General features: G+C 64.8%; 17 protein-coding genes. 10 read left to right on the forward strand and 7 right to left on the reverse strand.

Annotation, left to right across the window (positions count from 1 at the left end):
* Positions 1 to 28: 28 nt before the first annotated feature.
* The 3 genes from V6F88_RS20190 to V6F88_RS20200 all read left to right on the forward strand — a co-directional run bounded on the left by V6F88_RS20190 (position 29) and on the right by V6F88_RS20200 (position 4,764).
* A complete protein-coding gene (locus tag V6F88_RS20190; RefSeq protein ID WP_332611748.1) occupies positions 29 to 2,704 on the forward strand; it encodes a fimbria/pilus outer membrane usher protein in 2,676 nt (891 codons plus the stop codon).
* Positions 2,701 to 3,480 carry a fimbria/pilus periplasmic chaperone gene (locus V6F88_RS20195; RefSeq protein WP_332611750.1) on the forward strand — a complete coding sequence of 260 codons (780 nt, stop codon included), beginning with the start codon at positions 2,701 to 2,703 and terminating at the stop codon, positions 3,478 to 3,480. Before V6F88_RS20190 ends, V6F88_RS20195 begins: the two co-directional genes overlap by 4 nt.
* 246 nt (positions 3,481 to 3,726) lie before the next feature.
* Entirely contained in the window at positions 3,727 to 4,764 is a 1,038-nt protein-coding gene (locus V6F88_RS20200; RefSeq protein WP_332611752.1) for a fimbrial protein, read from the forward strand.
* Positions 4,765 to 4,893: 129 nt separating this feature from the next.
* Here the strand turns inward: V6F88_RS20200 and V6F88_RS20205 are convergent, their stop codons facing one another.
* The 3 genes from V6F88_RS20205 to V6F88_RS20215 all read right to left on the reverse strand — a co-directional run bounded on the left by V6F88_RS20205 (position 4,894) and on the right by V6F88_RS20215 (position 9,968).
* The gene (locus V6F88_RS20205) at positions 4,894 to 7,572 is read right to left on the reverse strand and encodes a two-partner secretion domain-containing protein (RefSeq protein ID WP_332611753.1); all 2,679 of its coding nucleotides are present in this window, start codon (positions 7,570 to 7,572) and stop codon (positions 4,894 to 4,896) included.
* Between the two features lie 64 nt (positions 7,573 to 7,636).
* Positions 7,637 to 9,352: a ShlB/FhaC/HecB family hemolysin secretion/activation protein gene (locus V6F88_RS20210; RefSeq protein ID WP_332611754.1), complete on the reverse strand. Its 1,716-nt coding sequence runs from the start codon at positions 9,350 to 9,352 to the stop codon at positions 7,637 to 7,639.
* A gap of 151 nt (positions 9,353 to 9,503) precedes the next feature.
* Entirely contained in the window at positions 9,504 to 9,968 is a 465-nt protein-coding gene (locus tag V6F88_RS20215; protein ID WP_332611755.1) for an Hpt domain-containing protein, read from the reverse strand.
* A 310-nt stretch (positions 9,969 to 10,278) separates the two neighbouring features.
* Between V6F88_RS20215 and V6F88_RS20220 the strand changes: the two genes are divergently transcribed.
* Positions 10,279 to 10,980, forward strand: a complete 702-nt coding sequence (locus V6F88_RS20220; protein WP_046806004.1) for a response regulator — start codon at positions 10,279 to 10,281, stop codon at positions 10,978 to 10,980.
* Positions 10,981 to 11,065: 85 nt separating this feature from the next.
* Here the strand turns inward: V6F88_RS20220 and ggt are convergent, their stop codons facing one another.
* The gene (ggt, locus tag V6F88_RS20225; RefSeq protein ID WP_332611756.1) at positions 11,066 to 12,661 is read right to left on the reverse strand and encodes a gamma-glutamyltransferase; all 1,596 of its coding nucleotides are present in this window, start codon (positions 12,659 to 12,661) and stop codon (positions 11,066 to 11,068) included.
* Between the two features lie 27 nt (positions 12,662 to 12,688).
* The gene (locus V6F88_RS20230; RefSeq protein ID WP_332611757.1) at positions 12,689 to 13,675 is read right to left on the reverse strand and encodes a Bug family tripartite tricarboxylate transporter substrate binding protein; all 987 of its coding nucleotides are present in this window, start codon (positions 13,673 to 13,675) and stop codon (positions 12,689 to 12,691) included.
* A 218-nt stretch (positions 13,676 to 13,893) separates the two neighbouring features.
* Here V6F88_RS20230 and V6F88_RS20235 point away from each other — a divergent pair, with 218 nt between their 5' ends.
* Together V6F88_RS20235 and V6F88_RS20240 are read left to right on the forward strand one after the other, a co-directional pair.
* The gene (locus tag V6F88_RS20235) at positions 13,894 to 14,550 is read left to right on the forward strand and encodes a GntR family transcriptional regulator (RefSeq protein ID WP_332611758.1); all 657 of its coding nucleotides are present in this window, start codon (positions 13,894 to 13,896) and stop codon (positions 14,548 to 14,550) included.
* Between the two features lie 265 nt (positions 14,551 to 14,815).
* A complete protein-coding gene (locus V6F88_RS20240) occupies positions 14,816 to 16,150 on the forward strand; it encodes an MFS transporter (RefSeq protein WP_332611759.1) in 1,335 nt (444 codons plus the stop codon).
* Between the two features lies 1 nt (position 16,151).
* Here V6F88_RS20240 and V6F88_RS20245 read toward each other — a convergent pair whose 3' ends face one another.
* Positions 16,152 to 17,024, reverse strand: a complete 873-nt coding sequence (locus V6F88_RS20245) for an NAD(P)-dependent oxidoreductase (protein ID WP_332611760.1) — start codon at positions 17,022 to 17,024, stop codon at positions 16,152 to 16,154.
* A gap of 206 nt (positions 17,025 to 17,230) precedes the next feature.
* On the opposite strand from V6F88_RS20245, the gene V6F88_RS20250 reads away from it, so the two are divergent.
* The 4 genes from V6F88_RS20250 (at position 17,231) to V6F88_RS20265 (ending at position 20,853) form a co-directional block, all read left to right on the forward strand.
* Positions 17,231 to 17,659, forward strand: coding sequence for a PaaI family thioesterase (locus V6F88_RS20250; RefSeq protein WP_332611761.1), 429 nt, complete (start codon positions 17,231 to 17,233; stop codon positions 17,657 to 17,659).
* A gap of 112 nt (positions 17,660 to 17,771) precedes the next feature.
* Complete coding sequence (locus V6F88_RS20255; RefSeq protein WP_332611762.1) at positions 17,772 to 18,986, forward strand: CaiB/BaiF CoA transferase family protein; 1,215 nt, start codon at positions 17,772 to 17,774, stop codon at positions 18,984 to 18,986.
* A gap of 88 nt (positions 18,987 to 19,074) precedes the next feature.
* A complete protein-coding gene (locus V6F88_RS20260) occupies positions 19,075 to 20,049 on the forward strand; it encodes a Bug family tripartite tricarboxylate transporter substrate binding protein (protein ID WP_442880363.1) in 975 nt (324 codons plus the stop codon).
* Positions 20,050 to 20,070: 21 nt separating this feature from the next.
* Positions 20,071 to 20,853: an enoyl-CoA hydratase gene (locus V6F88_RS20265; RefSeq protein ID WP_332612035.1), complete on the forward strand. Its 783-nt coding sequence runs from the start codon at positions 20,071 to 20,073 to the stop codon at positions 20,851 to 20,853.
* A gap of 152 nt (positions 20,854 to 21,005) precedes the next feature.
* On the opposite strand, the gene V6F88_RS20270 is transcribed toward V6F88_RS20265, so the two are convergent.
* Positions 21,006 to 21,923: a LysR family transcriptional regulator gene (locus tag V6F88_RS20270; protein ID WP_332612036.1), complete on the reverse strand. Its 918-nt coding sequence runs from the start codon at positions 21,921 to 21,923 to the stop codon at positions 21,006 to 21,008.
* Between the last annotated feature and the right edge of the window lie 8 nt (positions 21,924 to 21,931).

Here is a 21,931-nt window from a genome sequence, read left to right on the forward strand (position 1 = left end):
CTGGCCCTGTCGGTGGAGTCTTCCTGGTTTGATCAACGTTCGAATTGCGCGGGCATCCGTGCGCCATTCCGCTTTTGCTCCCTTTAGGGGACGACGACGTATCCGGCCTGCAAGGCGGGCGCGCTGCTGCCTGCTGGCCGCCGCCTGCGTGTGGGGCGGCTGCGCATCGGGGCAAGACGAAATCGCGATCTTCGACCCCTACATGCTGATGCAGGAAGTGGGCGGCGCCACGATAGACACGCGTCGCTTCCAGCGCGTGAACTTCGCGGAACCCGGCATGCACCGCCTGGACTTGTATTTCAATGGCCAATGGCGCGGTGTCGACGACGTCGAGTTTCGCAATGTGCCGGGCCACGACAGCGCGGTGCCCTGCTATGACGCGCTGATGCTGGAAAGGGGCGGGCTGGATCTGGGCAAGGTGTCGCGCGCGGACGGCGTTGAGCCGCTGCCCGAGGTGCTTGCCTGCGACGACTTGGGCCAGTATGTGCCCGGCGCAAAGATCCGGGTCGATATGGCGCAGCTGGCCCTGTACGTGACGTATCCCGAGTATCTCCAACGGCTGGCGGCGTCAAACCGCTACGTGGACCCGTCGCAGTGGGACAGTGGCATCACGGCCGCACGGCTGAACTACAACACCAACGTATTCACCACCGAAAGCAATGGCCGCCGCATGACGCGTGGTTACGCCGGTATCAACGCCGGGCTGAACCTGGGCGCGGTGCGCCTGCGCCACACGGGGTCGGCGTCCTGGTCGCAGACCAGCGGCGCGCGCTATCAAGCCAGTTCCTATTATTTGCAGACCGATATCCCGACCTGGAAATCGCAGTTGCTGGTGGGTGAAAGCTCAACCAGCGGCGAACTGTTCGACGCCGTATCGTTCCGGGGCATGCAGCTGGGCAGCGACGACCGCATGCTGCCCGAGACGATGCGCTATTACGCGCCCATCGTGCGGGGCACGGCCAACAGCAACGCCAAGGTGTCCGTGTACCAGCGCGGCTTTCTTATCTACGAGACCACCGTGGCGCCCGGCCCGTTCGCCATCGAGGACGTGCGCGCCGCCAGCTATGGTGGCGACCTGGACGTGCGCGTGACAGAGGCCGATGGCAGCCTGCGCAGCTTTGTGGTGCCGTTTGCCACCATCGTGCAGCTGTTGCGCCCTGGCGTGACGCAATACAGCGTAACGGCCGGCCGCGCCGCCGACCCGGGCTTGCGCGGCAGTTCGCGGTACGTGTTGCAAGGCACGCTAAAGCGCGGCGTGGGTGACGCGGTGACCGGCTACGGCGGGCTGGCGTTTACCGACCACTATGGGTCCGCACTGCTGGGCGCCGCGATGGGCACCTCGATAGGCGCCTTCGCGTTTGACGTGACGGGCGCGCGCGCGAACCTGCCATCGCAAGAGTCGCGCGCCGGGGCCAGCTACCGGCTGACCTACAGCCGCGACCTGCCCAACAGCGGCACCAACTTTTCATTATTGGCCTACCGCTATTCGACCAGCGGCTACCTGGGCTTGCGAGACGCGGTGGCGCTGGGCAATCTGCCGCAGAACACGCGCTACCAGAACGACGGCGGCATGCGCAGCCGCTTCGACCTGAACGTCAGCCAAAGCCTGGGCGGCCGTTGGGGCAGCCTGTACGCGTCGGCGTCCACGGCCAACTATTGGAAGCAGGCCGGCAACGACATGAACTTTTCCGTGGGCTACAACAACGACTGGAACGACGTGTCTTATTCCATTGCGCTGCAACGCGTCCACGGCGTGGGCTCGGACTATTGGGGCGGCGGCAGCGTCAAAAGCACGCAGATGACGCTTAACGTATCCATCCCGCTTGGCCGGGCGACGTCATCGCGCGCAACGCGAGTCAGCGCCGTCTACACCGCCGACAGCCGCGAGGGCGCGCGCGTTTCCTCCAGCGTCAGCGGCGCGTTGGATGATGAGGGCGCAGGCTCGTATTCCGTATCGGCGTCGCACAACGGCCGCACCAATGCCAAATCGGCGGACGCGGGCCTGGGTTACGACTTTCCGCAAGGCTCGGTGGCGGCCAGCGTGGGACAGGGCCGGGGGTATCGCCAGGCATCGTTGAACGCCATGGGCGCCATGGTCTTGCACAGTGGCGGGCTGACGTTGGCACAAACCCTGGGCGAAACGGTGGCGTTGGTCCATGCCAAGGATGCGCAGGGCATGCGGGTGGGATACGGCGTCAACCGTGTGGACGCCAGCGGCTACGCGGTGGTGGGCAGCTTGAGCCCGTATCGCTTGAACTCGGTGGACGTGGACCCGGCGGACCTGCCCGTAGACATCGAACTCAAGGCAAGCTCGCTGAACGTCGCGCCCCGAGCCGGGGCAATCATCAAGCTGGTCTACCCGACACTGCGCGCCCGCCAGGTGCTTATCGTGGGTAAGCTGGCCGACGGGTCCCCCTTGCCGTTTGGCGCCGAGGTCATCGACCCGGAAACCGGCGTGGCAGTGGGCGCGGTGGGGCAGGGAAGCCGCATCGTCATGCGCGCGGAAAAAGACCGTGGCACGGTACGCGTCGAATGGGGAGAGGGCGACGGCGAGCGTTGTTTTGTCGACTACGCATTGCCTGACCGCGCGTTGCGGGGCGACAGCGCGTACGACATTCTGGAGCGGGAATGCGTGCCAGCGGCGCAAGCCGATCCGAAGTCCATTTCACCGCAAGGCGGCGTCGGGCCGCTGACGCTTCGATGATCCGGCAGCGCGCATGGAGCCGCTGGCGATTGGTGCGGGCGTTTGGCCTTGCCCTTGCCCTTGCCCTGACGGCGGCCTTGACCATGGTGTGCCATCGCGTGGCGTACGCGGACCTGATCGTGACCGGCACGCGCTTCATCTACCCGGCCACGCAGCAGTCACTGACCTTGCACACCGCCAATATCGGCCAGCATCCGGTCCTGGTGCAAAGCTGGCTGGACACCGGCGACTTCACCTCGGACCCCAGCCTGCAAACCGTGCCATTCCTGTTGACGCCGCCGGTGTACCGGCTGGACGCGGGGCAGCGTGCGAGCCTGTTGTTGCGATACACGGGCGAACGTCTGCCCCAAGACCGCGAATCCGTGTTCTGGATCAACTTCCTGGAAGTCCCTGCCAGGGATCCCGTGCAGAACAACCTGCTTCAGCTCTCGTATCGGCTCCGCATGAAAGTGCTGTACCGGCCGGAGGGGCTGCCGGGTTCTGCCCTTGACGCCATCGCAAACGTCGCGTGGACGTATCACGCAGCGGATCACGAAATCGAGGCTTTCAACGCGGCACCGTATGTGGTGTCGCTGGCGCGGCTGGAGCTGGACGCCAAGGAAAAGCCCGGCACGTTCATCACGCTGATGGGGCTGACCGTTGCACCGCTATCCCGCACGCGGTTCCCGTTGCCCAAGGGGGAAACGCCAAGGGCCGGCAAGGGCGCATTGCGGTATCAGGCCGCCAACGATGACGGCGACATCATTGAAGGCACGCGGCCGCTGGGCCTTCAGTAAACCAACACCAACACCAACACCAACACCAACACCAATGCCAGCCGGGCGGTAGGGCGGGGCAGGGAGACCGATATGCACAATGGACGATGGAGCCGCCGGTGGCGCCGGACAGGACGGGGCGCCGTGATGGCGTTAGCGGGCCTCCTGGCGACATGCGCGGTGCCGCGATGGGCGTGGGGCGCCGACGCTGTGATTGCGGCAGCGGAATGTAAGAACAACATTTTACTCGGCCAAGGGTGGCGACAAATGGAACCTTTGACCACTCAGTCGCAAATGCACCAGGTGCTGTACGAAAGGGAGGCGCCGCTGGCCATCTCATTCAGGGTGGCAACGCTGCCTGGCATGACGGAAAAACACAAACTGTTCACCGCCGCGATGTGGCGCAATCCTACTTTTTTGGCTCGGGGCATTGTCGCTACCAATGTGGCCGGCATAGGCATGAGAATGATGTTTCGCGACACCGTCATCGAGTTGGAGCGCGTCTCTTTGATCATTGACGCGGCCGACCTTACCGTGGGCGTCGGCGGGCTGGGCGGTATGCAATACATGCCGTTTATTCAGCAGTTGGTGTTGATGGCAAGGCCGGAGGATCTGCCTCGCGACTTGAACGTAACGGGGGTAGCCCCCAGTACTGCGTTGGTCCTTCAAATATTCACGAATCGCGCCGGAGCCACCGCGCCGGGTCAGGTCGGCATTCGCCCGCCAACCTGGCAACCCCCGCCCCAGACGATTCCTCCGGGACTGACGCTGTGCTCGATGATGGCGGTGTACCAGGGCAGTCAGATCCTGGAGATAGGCTTGGGGGGTACGGTGCCAGGCATCGTCATCAAGCACCAGTGCGACGCCGGCGCGCATCAGGACATCCGGGTCGACATGCCCCCGGCTTTTGTCGCGGACTTTCCCTTCGAAGGAGCGACAGCCGCGCCTAAGCCCTTCAACATCCGGCTGAACAAGTGCAGCGCCCTGGCGAGGCCGCAGGTTAAGTTCCGGGCCAAGAGCGGCCTCGTGCCCGGCACCGATACAGTCCTGGCGCTGCACGGCCCCAGTGGCAAGGCCGAAAGACCGGCTCGGGGCATTGGCGTCATCGTGGTTGACGCGCAAGACCGACGCGTGCGGTTTGGGCCCGTCGGCGGTGCGTATGGGCCCGACTATGCCATGACGTTGATGGACGGTAGCGCGCAACTGTCGTTGGCCGCCCGCTACATCCGCACGGCGCGCGACCGCGACGACGTGCAGGGGGGCGTAGCGAACGCCGCCGCCGAGTTCACGTTCGAATTTCCCTAGGTATCGCTTCAGGGTGTAAAGCCACGCATCGTTCCCCGGAAAAAAGGTGGCGCAGTCCTGTCGGATTGCGCCACCTTCGTCATGGCGTCATGGCAACATAGCGTCGTGGCGCCAGGTCGCCATCGCGCCTTACCACACCGTACCGGTGTTGCGGCCCACCACGGCGCCGCGCGTTTGCAGCAACCACTGGCCCCACCAGTAATTCACGCTATTGCGTGCATGCGACTGGTGGATCAGGCCTTCGTTCACACCAGCCAGCCCGCCCATCGTGACGTGCAGCCCCCCGCTGATGTCGCCATGCGCGGCGCTGTCCATGATTTCGGCGGTCACCAGGTTGCGGCCCACCAGCCCGCCTATCCGGCTCTTATATTCTGCGCGTACGGTGCCGTGCGCCACGGCCTGTTCAATACTGCCGCGATTCACACCGACCAAGCCTCCCACGTCGCCCCGATCGCGCCCGGAGACATTGCCCCTGGCCTCGGTATGGGCCAGTGTCCCGTTGTTGTAGCCCACGGCCCCGCCGACGGCGCTGTGATCGCCCCCGCTGGTGTGGCCGTATGCGGCGGCGTTGTCGATCATCCCGCCGTTGTATCCGGCCAACCCGCCCACGGAAAAAGCCGAGCCGCTTTGCACTTGAACCCGGCCGTAGGCGGCGGACCCGGCGATAGTCGCCTGGTTGGCGCCGACCAGGCCACCAAAGTGACCATTGCCCGATTCGCCGCTATGGGTGACCGAGCCGCGTGCCTGCACGTTGTAGAGCGTACCGGCCGCGTCGTTGTAACCGGCAAAGCCACCGGCGTGGACGTTGCCCGATACCTGCACGGTGACATTGGCCACCGAGTCGCTGATGAAGCCTCCGTTGTTGTCGCCGATCATGCCGCCCACGCGTCCGCCCGTGGCCCGCAGTGTTGAAGCCATGACGCTTGATCGATCGATCGTGCCGCCATTGCTGCGCCCGATCAAACCGCCGACCGCGCCGATGCCCGCGCCCAGGTCGGTCATGCGCGATCCCGTCGCGTGCACGTTTGTGATGGTTCCGGAATTGGTGCCGACCAGCGCGCCGGCGGCCTTGTCGGCCGATTGCGCGCCTTTAGCCGTGGTCACGGAGATGTCCTCCAGGTTCAGGTTGCGAATGTCGCCTGAAGACTGGGCGAACAGGCCCGCATGGTTGTCGGCGTTGACCTCGAACTTGCTCAAGGTATGGCCCATGCCCTCAAATTTGCCGGTAAAGACGTCGTGGTCGCCGCCGATGCTGGCCACTCGCCCGTCCGCCTCCAGGCTCTTGCCCAGCGCATAGCGCCCGGCCAAGTCCTGGTTCATGGTTTCCCACTGGCTCATGTCGTTGATGACGGTATAGCGACCATCGCGGTTTTCGTAGGTGGCGCCCTTGCCGCTCAGTTCGATGACAACGCCATTGTTCAGTTCGAGGTTTGATCTTGCAATCAGGGCCAGCGCCGCGTTGTCGCCCGTCAGCGCCATGCGGGCGTTGATGTTAAGGTCGCCGCTTTGCGTCTTGGCGGCCAGGCCCGCACCGTCTCCCACGGCGGTCACCGGGGCATTGAAGTCCACGTGCCGGGCGGCTTGCAAGGTCAGCGAGGTGGAGCCATTCCAGTGCACGGGCGCGTTGATCGTGACGTTGCCGTATGTGCCGATCAGCGAAACGTTGCTGGTCGCCAGCCGTTTGCTCAGCATGCTGGTGGACAACGTAGCGCCGGCTTCCGTGTTGCCCCAAGCGACGTTCACGTCGTGGGCCGCTATCGACAGCATGCCCGTCCGTCCGGGTGCCCCGCGCGTGTCGATGTCGACGAAGGCATCCAGCGCGGGGGATTTTCCGGCGATGGATACCGTGCCACCCGCCATGGTGTCCCCGCCCGTCGCGGTCAGGCGTCCGGCCACCATGACACGGCCGAAGTCGCCGCCGTCCAGAACGATGCGGCCGGTTTTTCCGTCTAGCGAGTTGGCCTCGATTACGCCAAGGTTATTCACAACGAGGGACGACATGGCATCTTTGGCCGGCCCCTTGAGCAGTACCTGCCCGCCATGCGCGCGAAGCAAGCCGGTGCTTTCTATCAAGGGGTCCAAGGTGGCCCCTTCCACTTGCAGGTCGATCAACGAATTGCCGGCCAAAGACAGGGTAATCGTCTTGCCCGACGCCAGCGCAACGCTGCCCATGTCCGCCTGGATGCTGCCGTAGCTTGTGATACTGTCGGCGACCAGGATGACGCTGCCGCCACCATGGGCGACGATCGAGCCCAAGTGGGTGATTGCGGCGTTGCCTATACCGATCAGTTGCATCGGGCCGCCGCCAAGAAAATCGTCATGGCTGACTGGTTTGGTCGAGGCAAGCAGGCTGCCTACGTTTACCCGCGATGATTGGCCGAACACGACCCCGTTGGGGTTGATCAAAAATACGCTGCCGTTGGCGCTGATCTCTCCCCGGATGTCGCTGTAGAGTTTGCTTAGCACCTTGTTCAGCACGACGGACTCTCGGCCAGGCTGGTTGAAGATCAGGTGCTTGTCGGAGCCCACGTCAAAGCGTTGCCAATCGATAATCAGCTTGTCGGTCTTTTGATTGACCCGCATGGTCTTCTTGTCGGCATCCATCGTAATGTCGACGGCGCCGAGTTTGACCACCCCATCCTTCGGGAAATCCTGAGCATGGATGACGCCAACAACACCCATCAGCGCCGCCCCGACCGCAATTCGACGCAATGCGCCCGGCGATTTGCCGCGTCGGCGCGCGCCTTCACTGACGGCAACCCAGCCGCCGCGTGATGCGCTCCACACCAATGCAAAAGTCTTGTTCATGTTTTCCTCGGGGAAAGTGCTACGCGGCGCACTTGTGGCGCACCGCGTAGCGGGTGGTTAAGACTCAGAAGTAGCGGGTGGCTTGCACCCAAAATTGGGGTTGACGGTCGGTTCTTGCGGCGCCGCTGCCTTGGCGCCAGGGCCACGCGGCGCTGACATTGACGAGATGCTGGGCGCCGCCATGGGCCACGCCCACGCCGAAGGCGCTTAACGATTGCCGGTTGGGTTCCGCGGTCCAGGCGCGTTTGTTGATTTGGACGGAGCCCGTGTCGACGAAGGCCGAGAATTGCAAGCCGGGCAGCGGCAGGTAGCGCAGTTCGCCCGTGGCCTGCCAGCCTTGGTCGCCGCTGGCGGCGCCCGGCGCGTAGGCGCGCACGCCATAGGGGCCGCCCAGGCTGAATTTCTCGGCGCTGTCCAGATTCTTGCTGGACCATTGCGAGCGCATGCGGGCGAAGAATTGAACCGGGCCCGAAATGCGTTGCAGCCGGCTCATGCCAAGGTTGAACACCCCGAAGCCGCCGCCGGCATGCTTGACGTAGCGATCGTCGCGCCGTTGGGCGTCGTCGCCAAAGCGCAGATTTCCGCGCGACACCGCCAGGCTGACGCCGTTGCTGGCGCCGCCCCATAAGGTGTCGTTGAAGCTGCCATTGACCGCGGCCGTCCACAGGCCGATGCGCTGCGAGCGCGACAGATCGAAGTAGTCGTAGTCGTCGCGCAGGCGCTTGTGTTCGTACTGGAGCGTGGCGTGGACATTGGCATCGCGGCCGCGCAGCAAAGTCTGGCGCAGATAGGCGTTGGTGTTCTGCGCCTGGCCGTGCGCCTCTAGCGCGGCGAACTCGCGGCCCAGCTCGTAGCGCATGTTCGACGCACCCGCGCCGATGCGGGTGGACCAGGGGCCAACGGGCACCTGGAAATCAAGGTGGTAATAGCGCTGCCGGCGGTCGCTGGACAAAAGGCGTATGTCGAACTGGTCGCCCAGGCCCAAGGGGCTGTTGATGTTGGCGGCCGCGCTCAAGCGGTATTCGCCGGTGTAGACGCCACCATAGTTGTCGGCGTCGATGCTGCCGGCGATCCAGGGGCCGGGCTGCGCGTTGACGATCAGGTCGGTCGCGCCCGTGACGGCGCCGGCACGCAAGGTGCCGGTGGCAACGACGCCGGGCAAGTCGTTAAGCCGCAGCAACGCGCCGTCCAGATCGCCGCCGTGCACGGCCGTGCCGGGGGGCAAGGCGTCCAGGATGGGGCGTAACGCACCGTCGCGCGTGCGGGACGTATTGTTCAGGAGGACCTGGCCGTACAGGCCCTCCATGACGCGTATGCGCACGACGCCCCCGTCGATCTGCTGCGGGGGCAGGTAGGCCCGAGCAAGCAGGTAGCCGTGTGCGTGGTAGTAGCCGGAGAGGCGGGCGGCGGCCGCGCGCAGCCCGTCCAGGTCCTGATGCGTTCCGATCACGTCAACCAGCAGCGCCTGCAACGTCGCGTCATCGTATACCTGGTTGCCGTCCAGTTGGAAGGCATGCACCAACAGGGTGGTGACGTCGCCGGATTCAGCGGCTGATCCGGTGGCTGATTCGGTGGCTGATTCGGACGGAGGGGCTGCGCTGGACGGGTCGCTTGGGAATTTCAGTCGGGGCGCCGGGGCGGCCGGCGGCGGGGCCGGGATGGTCAGTTCCAGATCGCGAATGGAACGACCGGCGTCGGGAATTTGCGCGTGAGCCGAATGTCCGCAAAGCCATGCCGCGGACAAAGCGGCAACGATCGCCAAAGTGGGTACGTGCAGCATCGAACCACTATACGAACGGCGACGCGCTCAAGCTTTATGAGGACTATGAATTCCTCATGTGACAAGTACTAATACCGAGTGCCCGCGCGCCGCCTTCGCGCGACGCTGTCGATGCCCGTGGGGCATCTGGCGCGTCGGGTGCATCGGGGCATCAGGGCGCCGGGACTTGCATGGCCATGCGTTGGCACGATGCGCCAAATTCCAACAGGGCATCGCTTAGCTGTTCGACGATACCGTCCAACGATAGGACATGGCCGCGTGGTGCCGCGCAGGCTTCGCTTAGCACGGAACAGAGCCGGCTCAATTGCGTGTCACCCGTCATCTGCGCCGCGCCCTTGATGCGATGGGCAAGGTGGCGTAATGCGGCTCTGTCATCGCGTGCTTGCAGCTCGCAAAGGCGCAGCATGTCGATGTCGTTGGCCTTGACAAACGCGTGGGCCAGGGCGCGGATGCGAGCGGGGTCGGCCCCGGTCAAGTCCGTGATGGTGCGGACACGGCGTTCATGGCGCAGTTGCGCCGTACTGGAGGCAACGGGCGCGCGACCACCGTTGGTGCTGGGCGATACGCCGTTTGGGCTTGCGCGTCGCGCAGGGTCTTCGTTGTTGTTTTTGTTCATGGGCTTGCTGACTGTGCCTGTTTCACCGCTGCATCAGACGACGATAATCGCGAAACCTGGCCCGTAGTGATGGGGATGCGTCCGAGTCATGCGCCGGAACGTTGCGCATCGGGTACTTTCGTAGTATTCCTATTCTCTTATTGGCTGTACGGCAGCACTATATCGGTCTATCGATATAGTGGCTTCACACGGCGTACACCCATGCAAATCTGCCGATGAAAAAAAGAACTTGCTTGCGTCGGGCGCTATTCCCGCGTGCAAGGCAATATGTTGCCCGGGGGCTCCCGATGTGGAAGAGGGAAATGCAGCAATGTCATCACGATACATTCGCGTGATCGTCGCCGACGACCACCCCGCCGTGGCGCTGGGGGTCAGCTATGAATTGGGGCTGGACCCGGCCATCGATGTCATCGGGTGCGCCGAAAACTCCACCGATCTGGTCGCGCGGCTTGAAACCCAGCATTGCGATGTGGTCGTGTCGGACTACACCATGCCCGGCGGCAAATACGGCGACGGCCTGGGCTTGATCGCGCTGTTGCGGCGTCGCTACCCCGCGCTACGCGTTGCGGTGCTGACCATGATCGACAACCCCACGCTGATCCGCGCCCTGCTGGCTTACGAGAATCTATGCGTACTGAGCAAATCGGATTCCACCAGCCACATCATCAATGCCGTGCATGCCATGTACCAGGGCAAAACCTACTACTCGCCCACCATCAAGGAAATGATCGTCAACCAGGCGTTTGTGCTGGGGCGGGCGCGGCTGACCAAGCGCGAAGCCGAGATCGTGCGCCTGTTCTGTGCGGGCGCCACCGTGACTGAAATCTCGCAGATGTCGCATCGCAGCGTGCAGACCGTCAGTTCGCAAAAGCGCAGCGCCATGCGCAAGCTAGGCATCGAACGTGACGCGGATTTGATCCGGTACGGCGCCGACGCCGTCCAAAGCCAGCTGGGCGAAGGCGGTTTTCCGGCGCTGCCCCGGCCGGACAAACCGACCTGGAGCTCGGCCTGAACTCAGGCCCAAGCAGGGGCGGGCAAGCCGGGCCGAAGCGTGAATTGCCTTCGGCTACGGCTTCAGCCCTGAAGCCGCCTTGCCGTCAGAAGCCAACAGCCTGGCCGTCGCGGCGCGAGTCCGACGCGGCGACATAGCCGCCCTGGGGCAAGCGGCAAATCAGCTGCGCCGAGCCGAATTCCAGGCTGTCCACTGGCGCCACGGCCACATTGTGACCACGGTCGCGCAGCGTCTGCACCACGTCTTGCGGCAGATGCGATTCCACATTCACCACCGGGCCCTTTTCAACGCGGAAGCGCGGGGCATCGCTCATTGCCTGCGGGTTCTGTTTGAACGCGGCCAGGCGCGTGACCATTTGCAGGTGCCCTTGCGCCTGCATTGATCCGCCCATCACACCGAACGACATCAACGGTTGACCGCCACGCGTGACGAACGCGGGGATGATCGTGTGCATGGGCTTTTTGCGCGGCGCCACCTGGTTGGCGTGGCCGGGCGTCAGCACGAAGTTCAGGCCACGGTTATGCAGGCTGATGCCGGTGCCCGGCACGACCACGCCCGAACCGAAGCCGTGATAGTTGGACTGGATGAACGACACCATCGTGCCGTCCGCATCGGCGGTCGTCAGGTAAACGGTGCCGCCGGTGGCGGGCGTGCCGGCGGTGGGGACGCTGGCGCGGTCCATGGAAATCAGCCGCGCGCGCTCGGCCAGGTAGGCGCGGTCCAGTAGCGCCTTGGCGTCCGTGCGCATGTGGCGCGGGTCGGCCACATGGTGATGCAGGTCGGCGAACGCCAGCTTCATCGCTTCGATGCTGACGTGGTAGTAGTCGGCGCTGTCCACGCCCATGCCTTCCAGGTCGAACTGTTCCAGCATGCCCAACGCCATCAGCGCGGAAATGCCCTGGCCGTTCGGCGGAATTTCGTGCAGTTCGACGTCGCGGAACGATTGCGAAATGGGGGCGACCCATTCCGGACGATGCTCGGCCAGGTCCGTGGCGCTGAGGGCGCCGCCCGTCTGGCTGGCAAAGTCGGTGATCTTGCGGGCGAGTTCGCCGCGATAGAAGCTGTCGCCGCCGCTTTCCGCAATGGCGCGCAGCGTCTTGCCCTGCGCCGGAAAGCGCCACCATTCGCCTGCTTGCGGGGCGCGGCCTGCCGGCAGAAAGGCGTCGGCAAAGCCGGGCTCGTGCGCCAGCTTGGGGGCTTGCGTGGCCCATTGGCGCGCGATGGTCGGCGACACGGGGAAGCCTTCTTCGGCATAGCCGATGGCCGGCTCGAAGAGCTTGGCGAAAGGCAGCTTGCCGAAGCGGTCCGACAGCGCTTTCCAGCCGGCAACCTGGCCGGGCACGGTGACGGTGCCCCAGCCGGTGCCCGGCATGGCGTCGCGGCCGTTGAAGTAGTCGGGTGTCCACGCGGCGGGCGCGCAGCCGCTGGAGTTCAGGCCGTGCAATTGCCCGCCGTGCCAGACCAGCGCGAACATATCGCCGCCGATGCCGTTCATGACGGGCTCAACCACCGTCAGCGCAATCGCGGTGGCAATGGCGCTGTCAACGGCATTGCCACCGGCCAGCAACATGCGTAGCCCCGCCTGCGCAGCCAGCGGCTGGCTGGTCGCGACCGCGTTGGCGGCCAGGACCGGCATTTTTCGGGAAGCGTACGGAAAAGACCAATCGAAGGAGGGGGACATGGATGCTGGAAACTCGTGGTGTAAGGGTTACTGCGGGGTGATGCCGGCTTGGTCGATCAGCTGCTTGGTGCGCGGAATTTCGGCCTTGATGAACGCGGCGAATTCGGCGCGGCTGCCGCCACGCGGCTCGGCGCCCGCTTCGGCGAGCTTACCGCGCAATGCCGGATCCGCCAGCACCTTGTTGACGGCGCGGTTCAGCTTTTCAAGAATGGGTTCGGGCGTGCCTTCGGGCGCGACCAGGCCATACCAGGGGGCAATGTCGTAGCCCGCGTAGCCTTGTTCGGCGATGGTGGGAATGTCCGGCGCCAACGAGGAACGCTTCGAGTTGGACATGCCCAAGGCCAGCAGCGAGCCGCTCTTGACCTGCGGCAGGCCCGTCATGATGGTGTCGAAATACATCGATACCTGGCCGGACAGCAAGGCGGGGATGGCTTCACCCGCGCCCTTGTACGGCACGTGCAGGATGTCGATGCCGGCAATGGACTTGAGCATTTCGCCCGCCATGTGCGACGTGGTGCCGGTGCCGAACGACGCGTAGGTCAGCTTGCCCGGATTGGCGCGCGCATAGGCGACCATTTCAGGCAGCGTCTTGAAAGGCTGTTGGGGGTTGGCCAACAGGATGTTGGGCGTGTAGGCCACCATGGACACCAGCGCGAAGGCGTCCGGGTCATAAGCCAGGCGCTTTTGCAGGAAGCGGTTGGTGACGACAGCGGCCGGGCCGCCCATCAACAACGTGTAGCCATCCGGGGCCGAACGCGCCACCGAGGCGCTGCCAATTGCGGCCGCCGCGCCCGGACGGGCTTCGACGACAAAGGGTTGGCCCAGTTCGGTAGCCAGCGCGGCACCCAGCTGGCGCGAGATCAGATCCGTGGCCGAGCCGGCCTGGAACGGCACAACGATGCGCACCGGGTGCTGCGGCCAGTCGGTGGCGGGCGCGGCGGTTTGCGCGCCGGCCTGGGCGGCGAAGGCGGCGGCAGCCAGGCCGGCCAGCGTCCGGATGAGACGAAATTTCATTGGATTCCCCTTGATCGCGTTATGGAAAAGCTTGGGCCCGCCGGGCGGGTCTGTTGCCCGTTCCGGCGTGTGACACCCCTTGCGGGGCCGTCCGCCAGCAATTAGACGGGACCCGGCCTCAGCGGACCATTGGTATTTGCATCCATGGATCACTGGATCCAGTTTGTGTTATTTTTGCGTTTATCTATCATGGCGGCTTTCCAAGCCCGGGGACGACAATGCTGCAATTTCAGAAGACAGCGATCAGTGCCGAAGACGAGGCTTATCTGCATCTGCAGCGCGAAATCCGCCTGGGCAACTATGCGCCTGGCCAACGTCTGGTGCCGGATGTGGTCGCCACCGAAATCGGCACCAGCCGCATGCCGGTACGCGGCGCCCTGCGGCGGCTGGCCTCTGAAGGCTTGGTTGAGATCCGCGCGAATCGTGGCGCCGTCGTGCGCGGATTGAACCAGCAGGAAATGCTGGAAGTGTTCGAGATGCGCTCGGTGCTGGAAGGTCTGGCCATGCGCAACGCCGTGCTGCACATGAGCGCCGAACATGTCCGCCGCCTGACCCATATGCTTGAGCAGCTGGACCAGGGCTCAAGCGATTACCTGGACTTTACGACCGCGCATCGGGAATTTCACGAATACCTGTGCAGCTTTTGCCAGCAACCGCGACTGCTCCGCCAGATATCGGAATTGCATTCCGTGGTGGAACCGTACATGCGCCTGTGGGCCGCGCAGCCCGGCCGCGTGCTGCGCGTGCGGGAATCGCATCAAGAGCTGATCGACGCGCTGCAAACCCGCGACCCGGCCCGTTGCGAAGCGGCCATGCGCCAACACGTGTTGAACACCGTGCCCGCGTTGCAGGCGTTCCTGGAAAAGAAGGCGTAAGCCGGACTGACGCTGCCCGTCTTTGGCAACGTAATGGGCAACTGCCCGTTTACCGAACGAATTTTTCCGCGACGCAACGCCATTCCCTCTTATAGCCAGGAGTAATATGTTGCGTCCGGCCGGCCCCTGGCCACCGGCAAAAACACGCCCATTCGCGCCGCGTCCTTCTTACCCGTGTCGATAGCGGATTTTGTCCGCGCGTTCCCTGCGGTGTCTGTAAGCCCTGGCGAGCCTGCGGCTACAAGAAGACATCAAGGAGACGGTTGTGAGCAAGCAAGAGTCGGGCGGCTGGTATTTCGGCTGGAACATCGTCGGCGCCGCCGCGGTTCTTACCCTGTTGACAGTAGGCCTGCGCATGGGCATCGGGCCGTTCTTTTTGCCGATGGCAGATGGCCTGGGCTTTTCGCGCAGCCTGTTGTCGGCCATCGTGGCGGTGGGCATGCTGTGCTACGGGCTGGCCATGCCACTGGCCGGTTACCTGGTCAGCGTGCGCGGCACGCGCTTCGTGCTGTTGACCGGCACGGCCATCGTCGTGGCGTCCTCGTTGTGGACGGTGTTCGCGCGTGGCCCCATTGAATTTCTGCTGTCCTTCGGCGTGGCCTTGTCCGTGGGCCTGGCGTTTACCAGCCCCGTCGCGCTGACGCCGGTCATCAGCCGCTGGTTCACGCGCCAGCGCGGGATGGCGCTGTTCTTTTTGTCCACGGGGTCCATGGCGGGCATCGCCTTGATGACGCCGACGTTGACCTTTGCGATAGCGGCCGTGGGTTGGCAGGAAACCCTGCTGGCCTTCGCGGTGCTGTTCGCCTTGCTGACCGTGCCCGTCGCGCTGTTCATCATGCGCGACGACGCGCCGGAACACACCGACCTGCTGCCACACCAGATCCCGGATCGAAAAGTGTCGGCCGCCTCCGTCTCGCCCGGCGCGTCCTCGTCCTCGTCCTCGTCCTCCTCCGCGATGGCTTCCCGGGGCGCATCCTCCACGCCGGGAAAAAGCCGCGCCCCGACCGTGCGCGACGCGTTGCGCACCTTGCCGTTCTGGCAGGTGGCGCTGGGCCTGTTCGCCTGTGGCTACAGCATGAACCTGCTGGGCACGCACGGCATGCCCATGCTGATGGACCACGGGTTCGACGCCACCACCAGTTCGCTGGGCATCGGCCTGATCGGACTGGTCGCCATCTTCAGCACGCTGGTGCTGGGCCGCATGTCTGACCAGGTCGAACGTCGCAACATCCTGGCCGCCATCTATCTGGTGCGCGGCCTGGGGTTTTTTGCGCTGGTCATGGTGGGCGCGCACTGGGAACTGTATGCGGCCGCCACCATCGGCGGCATCGTGTGGGCGGGCAGCATCGCCTTGTCCTCGGCCATTCTGGCGGACGTCTATGGCATCCGGCTGGTCGGCGTGCTGTACGGCCTGACCTATCTGGGCCACCAGGTCGGCGGCATGATCAGCTCGTGGCTGGGGGGCTGGGCATTCGACACGTTCCATACGCACTGGGTCGCCTTTGGCTCGGCGGGCGTGCTGCTGTTGATGGCCGCGGCCATCTCGCTGCGGTTGCCGGGACGCGGCCTTGCGCCCGCCCCGGCAACCGTGGGGCGCTGACCTAGCGGTCTTTCAGCAACGTCACCAGTTCGGGCACGTAGCGTTCGCCACCGCCCTGCGTGACGGCCTGGTCGAACGTGTGCTGCACGGCGGCGCCGATCTCTCGCACGGCGCCGGCTTCGGCTGCCATGGTGTTGTAGTAGGACAGGTCCTTCTGCGCGTTCGACATGAAAAAGCGCAGCGACGACGGGTCCTGTTCCAGCAGGTACGGCTTGATGCGTTCCAATGCCACGCCGCCGCCGCCGCCCTTGCTCAAGACCTCCACGAACACCGCCGGGTCGATATCCGAACGCAACGCGCACGCGGCCGCTTCAGACAGCAGGGCAACAACGCCCAGCGACACGTAGTTGTGCAGCAGCTTCATGCGATGCCCGGCGCCGATGGGGCCGGCATGCGTGATGTTTTCGGCAAAGCAGGCCAGGATCGGCTTGCATTCTTCGAACAGCGCGGCGTCACCGCCCACCAGCAAGTTCAGCCGGCCTTCGGCGGCTTCCTTGGGCGTGCGGGTCATCGGCGCATCCAAAAAGCGGCCACCGGAATCCGTCACGGCTTGCGCCACCTTGATGGTGGACGACGGAATCGCCGTCGAGCAATCGATGATGACGGTGCCCGCGCGCAAGCCCTCCAGCACACCGCCTTCGGCCAGCAAGACGGCTTCGACCTGCGGGCTGCCGGTCACGCAAAGGATGATCACATCCGACTGCGCCGCCAACGCCGCGCCGCTGGTCACGCTGGTTGCGCCCGCCGCCTTCAGGGCATCCAGGGACTGATTGCCCGGATGCTCAAGCACCGTCAACGCATGACCGTGCTTGACCAGATTGCTTGCAATGCCATGGCCCATAAGGCCGATACCCACCATGCCGACTTTCGCCATCGTTTACTGCTCCTGCCAGGTATAGGAATGTTGTGGCGTAAATCTTACTCTTAGATTTCCGCCGGCACGAAGCCAGGCATGCCGTGCCCGCGACCCGCCCCGCTTCGTTCGCTGTGCGTACACCTCTTGCCGCCGGGCATGTTCGACGGGGCGGGCTTTGCGGTACTTTCAGCCATCCAATGTCGGATGTCATCAATTTTCCCGCCATGACTGAATCCATCCCCGAAGGTTTTGCGCCGTGGCGCCCCAGCAGCCCGTTCATGACCCATCTGGCTGACCTGGGCGCGCTATACCGGCGCGACACGGACAACGTGCTGGCGCTGCGCGTCAACCACGCGCACACCAACATGCATGGCATGGCGCACGGCGGTTTGTTGGCCACCCTGGCGGATAGCGCGCTGGGCTTCACCATCGCCGAACAGGCGCAAGTGTCGATCGTGACGGTGCAAATGTCGGTGGAATACCTTAGCGCCGTGCAACCCGGCGACTGGCTTGAAGCCCATGTGCGGATCGACAAGCAGGGCAAGCGATTGATCTACGCCCACTGCCTGTTGCGGGTCGACGGTCGCGTCATGCTGAAAGCGAACGCCGTGTTCGCCGTGCGCGCCGCGCCGTCGCCGGTGTCGGACGGCTAAGCGGCAGGCCGCGCGTTGAACGCTGTCGAACGCAGCGTTCGAAACATTCAACTCCTCGTGGGACGAGGGCGCGAACATAATTCTCCGAAAGCAGTTGAATCACGGAGACACTATGCTTCACAACGCCCTCTGCGGCATCAAGGTCGTGGACTTGTCGCGCATTCTTGCCGGCCCCTGGTGCACGCAGAACCTGGCCGACCTGGGCGCCCAGGTCATCAAGATCGAACACCCGACGCGCGGCGATGACACGCGCGGTTGGGGGCCGCCCGACTTGCGCGCCGACGACGGCAACGCGGCCATGTCCGCCTATTTCATGGCGTGCAATCGGGGCAAGGAGTCGGTCGCCATCGACTTCGCCTCGGAAGCGGGCGCGGGCCGCGTGCGCGAACTTGTCGCCGACGCCGACATCCTGGTCGAGAACTACAAGGCCGGCGGGCTGCGCAAATACGGCCTGGATTACGCGTCGCTGGCGCGCATCAACCCACGCCTGATCTATCTGTCCATCACCGGCTACGGCCAGTCCGGCCCCATGGCGGACAAGCCCGGCTATGACTACGTGTTCCAGGGCATGGGCGGTTTGATGAGCTACACCGGCCAGCCTGACGGTGCGCCCGGCGCGGGCCCGTTACGCACCGGCGTGGCCGTGGTGGACCTGATGACGGGCATGTACGCCACCACTGCCGTGTTGGCCGCCTTGCGCCAGCGCGACCTCACGGGGCAGGGCATGCCGCTGGACATCTGCCTGCTGGACGTTGCCGTGGCCATGAACGCCAACCAGGGCGCCAATTACCTGGTGTCCGGCGTGGCGCCCACGCGCAGCGGCAACGCGCATCCCAATTGCGCGCCGTACGAAGTGTTCGCCTGCGCCGATGGTCATTTGATATTGGCAATTGGCAACGACGCCCAATTCTCGCGCTTCTGCGGTGTGGTCGGTCATCCCGACTGGGCGCTGGATGCGCGCTACGCCACCAACAGCGCTCGCCTCTTGCACCTGGACAGCCTGCGCGCGCAAGTGGCGCAAGCGCTGGCGCGCGCGCCGCGCAAGCATTGGACCGACGCGTTCGACGCCGCGGGGGTGCCATGGGGGCCGATCCACACCCTGGACGAGGTCTTTGCGCATCCGCAGGTGCGCCACCGCCAATTGGTCCAGACCAGCGTGCATCCCGTGCTGGGCGAAATGCGGCTGGTGCGCAACCCCCTGTTGGCCGGCTCGCCCGCCGACGCACTGGGCGCCGCGCCACCTTTGCTGGGCGAACACACCGACGCGGTACTGGGCAACGCGGTACTGGGCAACGCGGTAGTGGGCAACGCGGTAGTGGGCGCATAGCGCTACGCCGCGGCGGGCGACCCCATCGGCGCCGCGCCCGGCCGTCCCGCCGCGATCTGAAGACCTGATTCACCCCGAGGAGACAACAATGACAATCATCAAAAAAACCCCGCTGGCAATGTTGCTGGCCTGCCTTGCCGTACCCGGCTTGGCCGCCGCCGAGTATCCCGACAAGCCCATCCGCCTGGTGGTGCCGTATGCGGTGGGCGGCACCACCGACATCATCGCTCGCGTCGTGGGCAACAAGCTGGGCGCGCAACTGGGCCAGTCCGTCATCATCGAAAACAAGCCCGGCGCCGGCGGCAGCATCGGGTCCGCCTACGCGGCGAAACAACCGGCCGACGGCTACACGCTCGTGATGGCGGTAGAAAGTTCGCACGCCGTCAACCCGAACGTCTACGCCAAGAGCCTCTACGATCCCGTCCAGGACTTTGCCCCCATCAGCAACCTGGCGGACGTACCCAACGTGCTGGTTGTGAACCCCGCGTTGCCCGCGCGCGATCTGACGGCGTTTCTCGGCTTGCTCAAGGCCGATCCCAACAAGTACGCGTTCGGCTCATCCGGCAATGGCGGCTTAAGCCACATGAACGGTGAACTGTTCATGAAGACGACGGGCACGCGCATGCTGCATGTGCCGTACAAGGGCCTGGGCCCCGCGTTGAACGATCTGGTGGCAGGGCAGGTGCAGGTCGTGTTCGACAATATCCCGTCGTCGTATCCGCTGATCCAGGCGCAGCGCATCCGCCCCTTGGCCGTGGCGGCCCGCGAACGGCTGAAGGTGTTGCCGGACGTGCCGACCTATGCCGAAGCCGGGTTGCCCGCCATGAACAACCCGTCATGGTTCGGCCTGGCCGCGCCGGCCGGCACGCCCGCACCGGTGCTTGATAAATTGAACGCAGCCGTGCGCCAGGCCTTGGCGGACCCGGCAACGGTGGATGCCATTGAAAGGCAGGGCGCCGTGCCCAGCCCGATGTCACGCGAGGCATTCGGCGCGTTGATCGCGCAGTCGTACGGGCATTGGAAGACCGTGGTCGACGACATCAAATTTCAGAAAATGCAGTAACCCGGAGCGCTTGTGAACACCATGAATCTGTCCTTTCCCCACGCAGACGTCCGCATTGACGCGGCCGGCATCGCCACGCTGACCATGCAGGACGCCGGCGTGCTGAACATCTTGAGCACGCCCGTCATCAATGGCCTGCGGCAAGCATTGGCCCAGCTGAGCCACAACAAGGCCGTGCGCGTGCTGGTGCTGCGCGGCGCGGGTGACCGCGCCTTCGTGGCGGGTGCCGATATCGCTGAAATGGCTGCGCTGGATGCGTCCAGCGCCCAGCGCTTCATCGCTAATCTGCGCGACCTGTGCAACGCCGTCCGCCACTTTCCCGTGCCGGTCATCGCGCGCATTCCCGGATGGTGCCTGGGCGGCGGGCTGGAGTTCGCGCTGGCTTGCGACTTGCGTATCTGCGCCGACGAGGCCCAGTTCGGCATGCCCGAGGTCAAGGTCGGCATCCCCTCGGTGATCCACGCGGCGCTGATGCCGCGCTTGATCGGGGCGGCCCACAGCGCGTGGATGCTGTTGACGGGTGAACTTATCGACGCGCGTCGCGCAGAGGGCTGGGGGCTGGTCAATGCCGCCGTGCCGCAGGCGCAGCTGGACGAAACCGTTTACAAGCTGGCGCAGGGCTTTGCCGCGCTGGGGCCGGCGGCTTTGCGTCAGCAGAAGAAGCTGTTGCGCCGCTGGGAAACGATGTCGGTTGACGACGCCATCGAGGACAGCGTCGCGGAATTCGGCGCCGCGTTCAACACCGGCGAACCGCAGAAGTTCATGAATGAGTTTCTGGCCAGCAAGCGGCGCGGCAAGGGTTGAGCAGGGGTGAGCTGGGCTGAGCTGGGCTGAGCTGGGCTGAGCTGGACCGAGCTGGGTTGAGCTGGGTTGCGCTTGTTTGAGCTCGGTTGAGCTGGCCCGAGCCGGGTTGAGCTGGCCCGAGCCGGGTTGAGCTGGGTTGGGCAGGGGGGCGATCAGTCCGTCCCGCCGCGCGTCGCCGCTACGATCGGATCGTCCAGCAGATACGCGGCAACCTGCTCCACGAAGGGTGACAGCGGCACGTTGGCTTGGGTCACCAGCGTCAATTCACGGCGCGCCCAGGGTTCGCTGATGGCCACCGCCGCCACGCGCTGTTCGCGCAGCCCGGTGGCCGCCACGCTGCGCGGCACCAGCGATACGCCCACGCCGGCCTGCACCATGGACAGCACGGCGTCGAAGGTGTGCACGTGGATGCGCACCTTCGGCGTCTTGCCCGCCAGCCTGGCCATGTCGCGCAGGAAGATGTAGTTGCTGCTGGCACGGCTCATGCAGACAAAATCCAGGTCCAGCACCGCCGGAAAGCGTACCGGCGAATGCTGCGCCACCGGGTGGTTCGGCGGCGCAGCGATGATCAGTTCGTCGATGGCATAGCGCACCGCCTGCACGCCGGCCGATTCGGCATGACCGGCAAAGATGCCAATATCCGCTTCCTGTCCCGCGATAGCGGCCTCGATCGTGGTGCTGGATCGTTCCTCCAGCAGGATGTTCACGTTTGGATTGGCCGACAGAAATCGGCTAAGGCTGGGCACGATGAAGCCGTTCAGCGAACTGCTGTTGGCAAACAATTTGACGCTGCCTTTCAAGCCACTGGCGAAGCCGCTGACTTCGCCGTGCATGCGTTCTACGCCGGCCAGCAGCGACCGCACGTGCTTGAGCACAAACGCGCCTTCCGTCGTCAACTCCATCCCGCGTGCTTCGCGCTTGAACAGCGGCACGCCCATCGCCGCTTCCAGATTCTTCAGGCGGTAGCTGGCGGACGAAGCGGTAAGGTGCACGGTGTTGGCGCCGCCGGACAGGCTTTGCGCCTCGGCGATGGCAAGGAACAGGCGCAGGTCGGTCAGTTCATAACGCATCGTGCAGG

Source organism: Achromobacter sp. ESBL13 (genome assembly GCF_036668755.1).
Lineage (GTDB): Bacteria > Pseudomonadota > Gammaproteobacteria > Burkholderiales > Burkholderiaceae_B > Achromobacter.

Bases quoted from the DNA above. Each gene is read 5' to 3' on its own strand.
- V6F88_RS20245 (WP_332611760.1), bottom strand. From the start codon at position 17,024: ATGGCGAAAGTCGGCATGGTGGGTATCGGCCTTATGGGCCATGGCATT.
- V6F88_RS20270 (WP_332612036.1), bottom strand. From the start codon at position 21,923: ATGCGTTATGAACTGACCGACCTGCGCCTGTTCCTTGCCATCGCCGAG.
- V6F88_RS20230 (WP_332611757.1), bottom strand. From the start codon at position 13,675: ATGAAATTTCGTCTCATCCGGACGCTGGCCGGCCTGGCTGCCGCCGCC.
- V6F88_RS20200 (WP_332611752.1), top strand. From the start codon at position 3,727: ATGGAACCTTTGACCACTCAGTCGCAAATGCACCAGGTGCTGTACGAA.
- V6F88_RS20250 (WP_332611761.1), top strand. From the start codon at position 17,231: ATGACTGAATCCATCCCCGAAGGTTTTGCGCCGTGGCGCCCCAGCAGC.
- V6F88_RS20210 (WP_332611754.1), bottom strand. From the start codon at position 9,352: ATGCTGCACGTACCCACTTTGGCGATCGTTGCCGCTTTGTCCGCGGCA.
- V6F88_RS20220 (WP_046806004.1), top strand. From the start codon at position 10,279: ATGTCATCACGATACATTCGCGTGATCGTCGCCGACGACCACCCCGCC.
- V6F88_RS20195 (WP_332611750.1), top strand. From the start codon at position 2,701: ATGATCCGGCAGCGCGCATGGAGCCGCTGGCGATTGGTGCGGGCGTTT.
- V6F88_RS20265 (WP_332612035.1), top strand. From the start codon at position 20,071: ATGAATCTGTCCTTTCCCCACGCAGACGTCCGCATTGACGCGGCCGGC.
- V6F88_RS20255 (WP_332611762.1), top strand. From the start codon at position 17,772: ATGCTTCACAACGCCCTCTGCGGCATCAAGGTCGTGGACTTGTCGCGC.
- V6F88_RS20260 (WP_442880363.1), top strand. From the start codon at position 19,075: ATGACAATCATCAAAAAAACCCCGCTGGCAATGTTGCTGGCCTGCCTT.
- ggt (WP_332611756.1), bottom strand. From the start codon at position 12,661: ATGTCCCCCTCCTTCGATTGGTCTTTTCCGTACGCTTCCCGAAAAATG.
- V6F88_RS20235 (WP_332611758.1), top strand. From the start codon at position 13,894: ATGCTGCAATTTCAGAAGACAGCGATCAGTGCCGAAGACGAGGCTTAT.
- V6F88_RS20215 (WP_332611755.1), bottom strand. From the start codon at position 9,968: ATGAACAAAAACAACAACGAAGACCCTGCGCGACGCGCAAGCCCAAAC.
- V6F88_RS20205 (WP_332611753.1), bottom strand. From the start codon at position 7,572: ATGAACAAGACTTTTGCATTGGTGTGGAGCGCATCACGCGGCGGCTGG.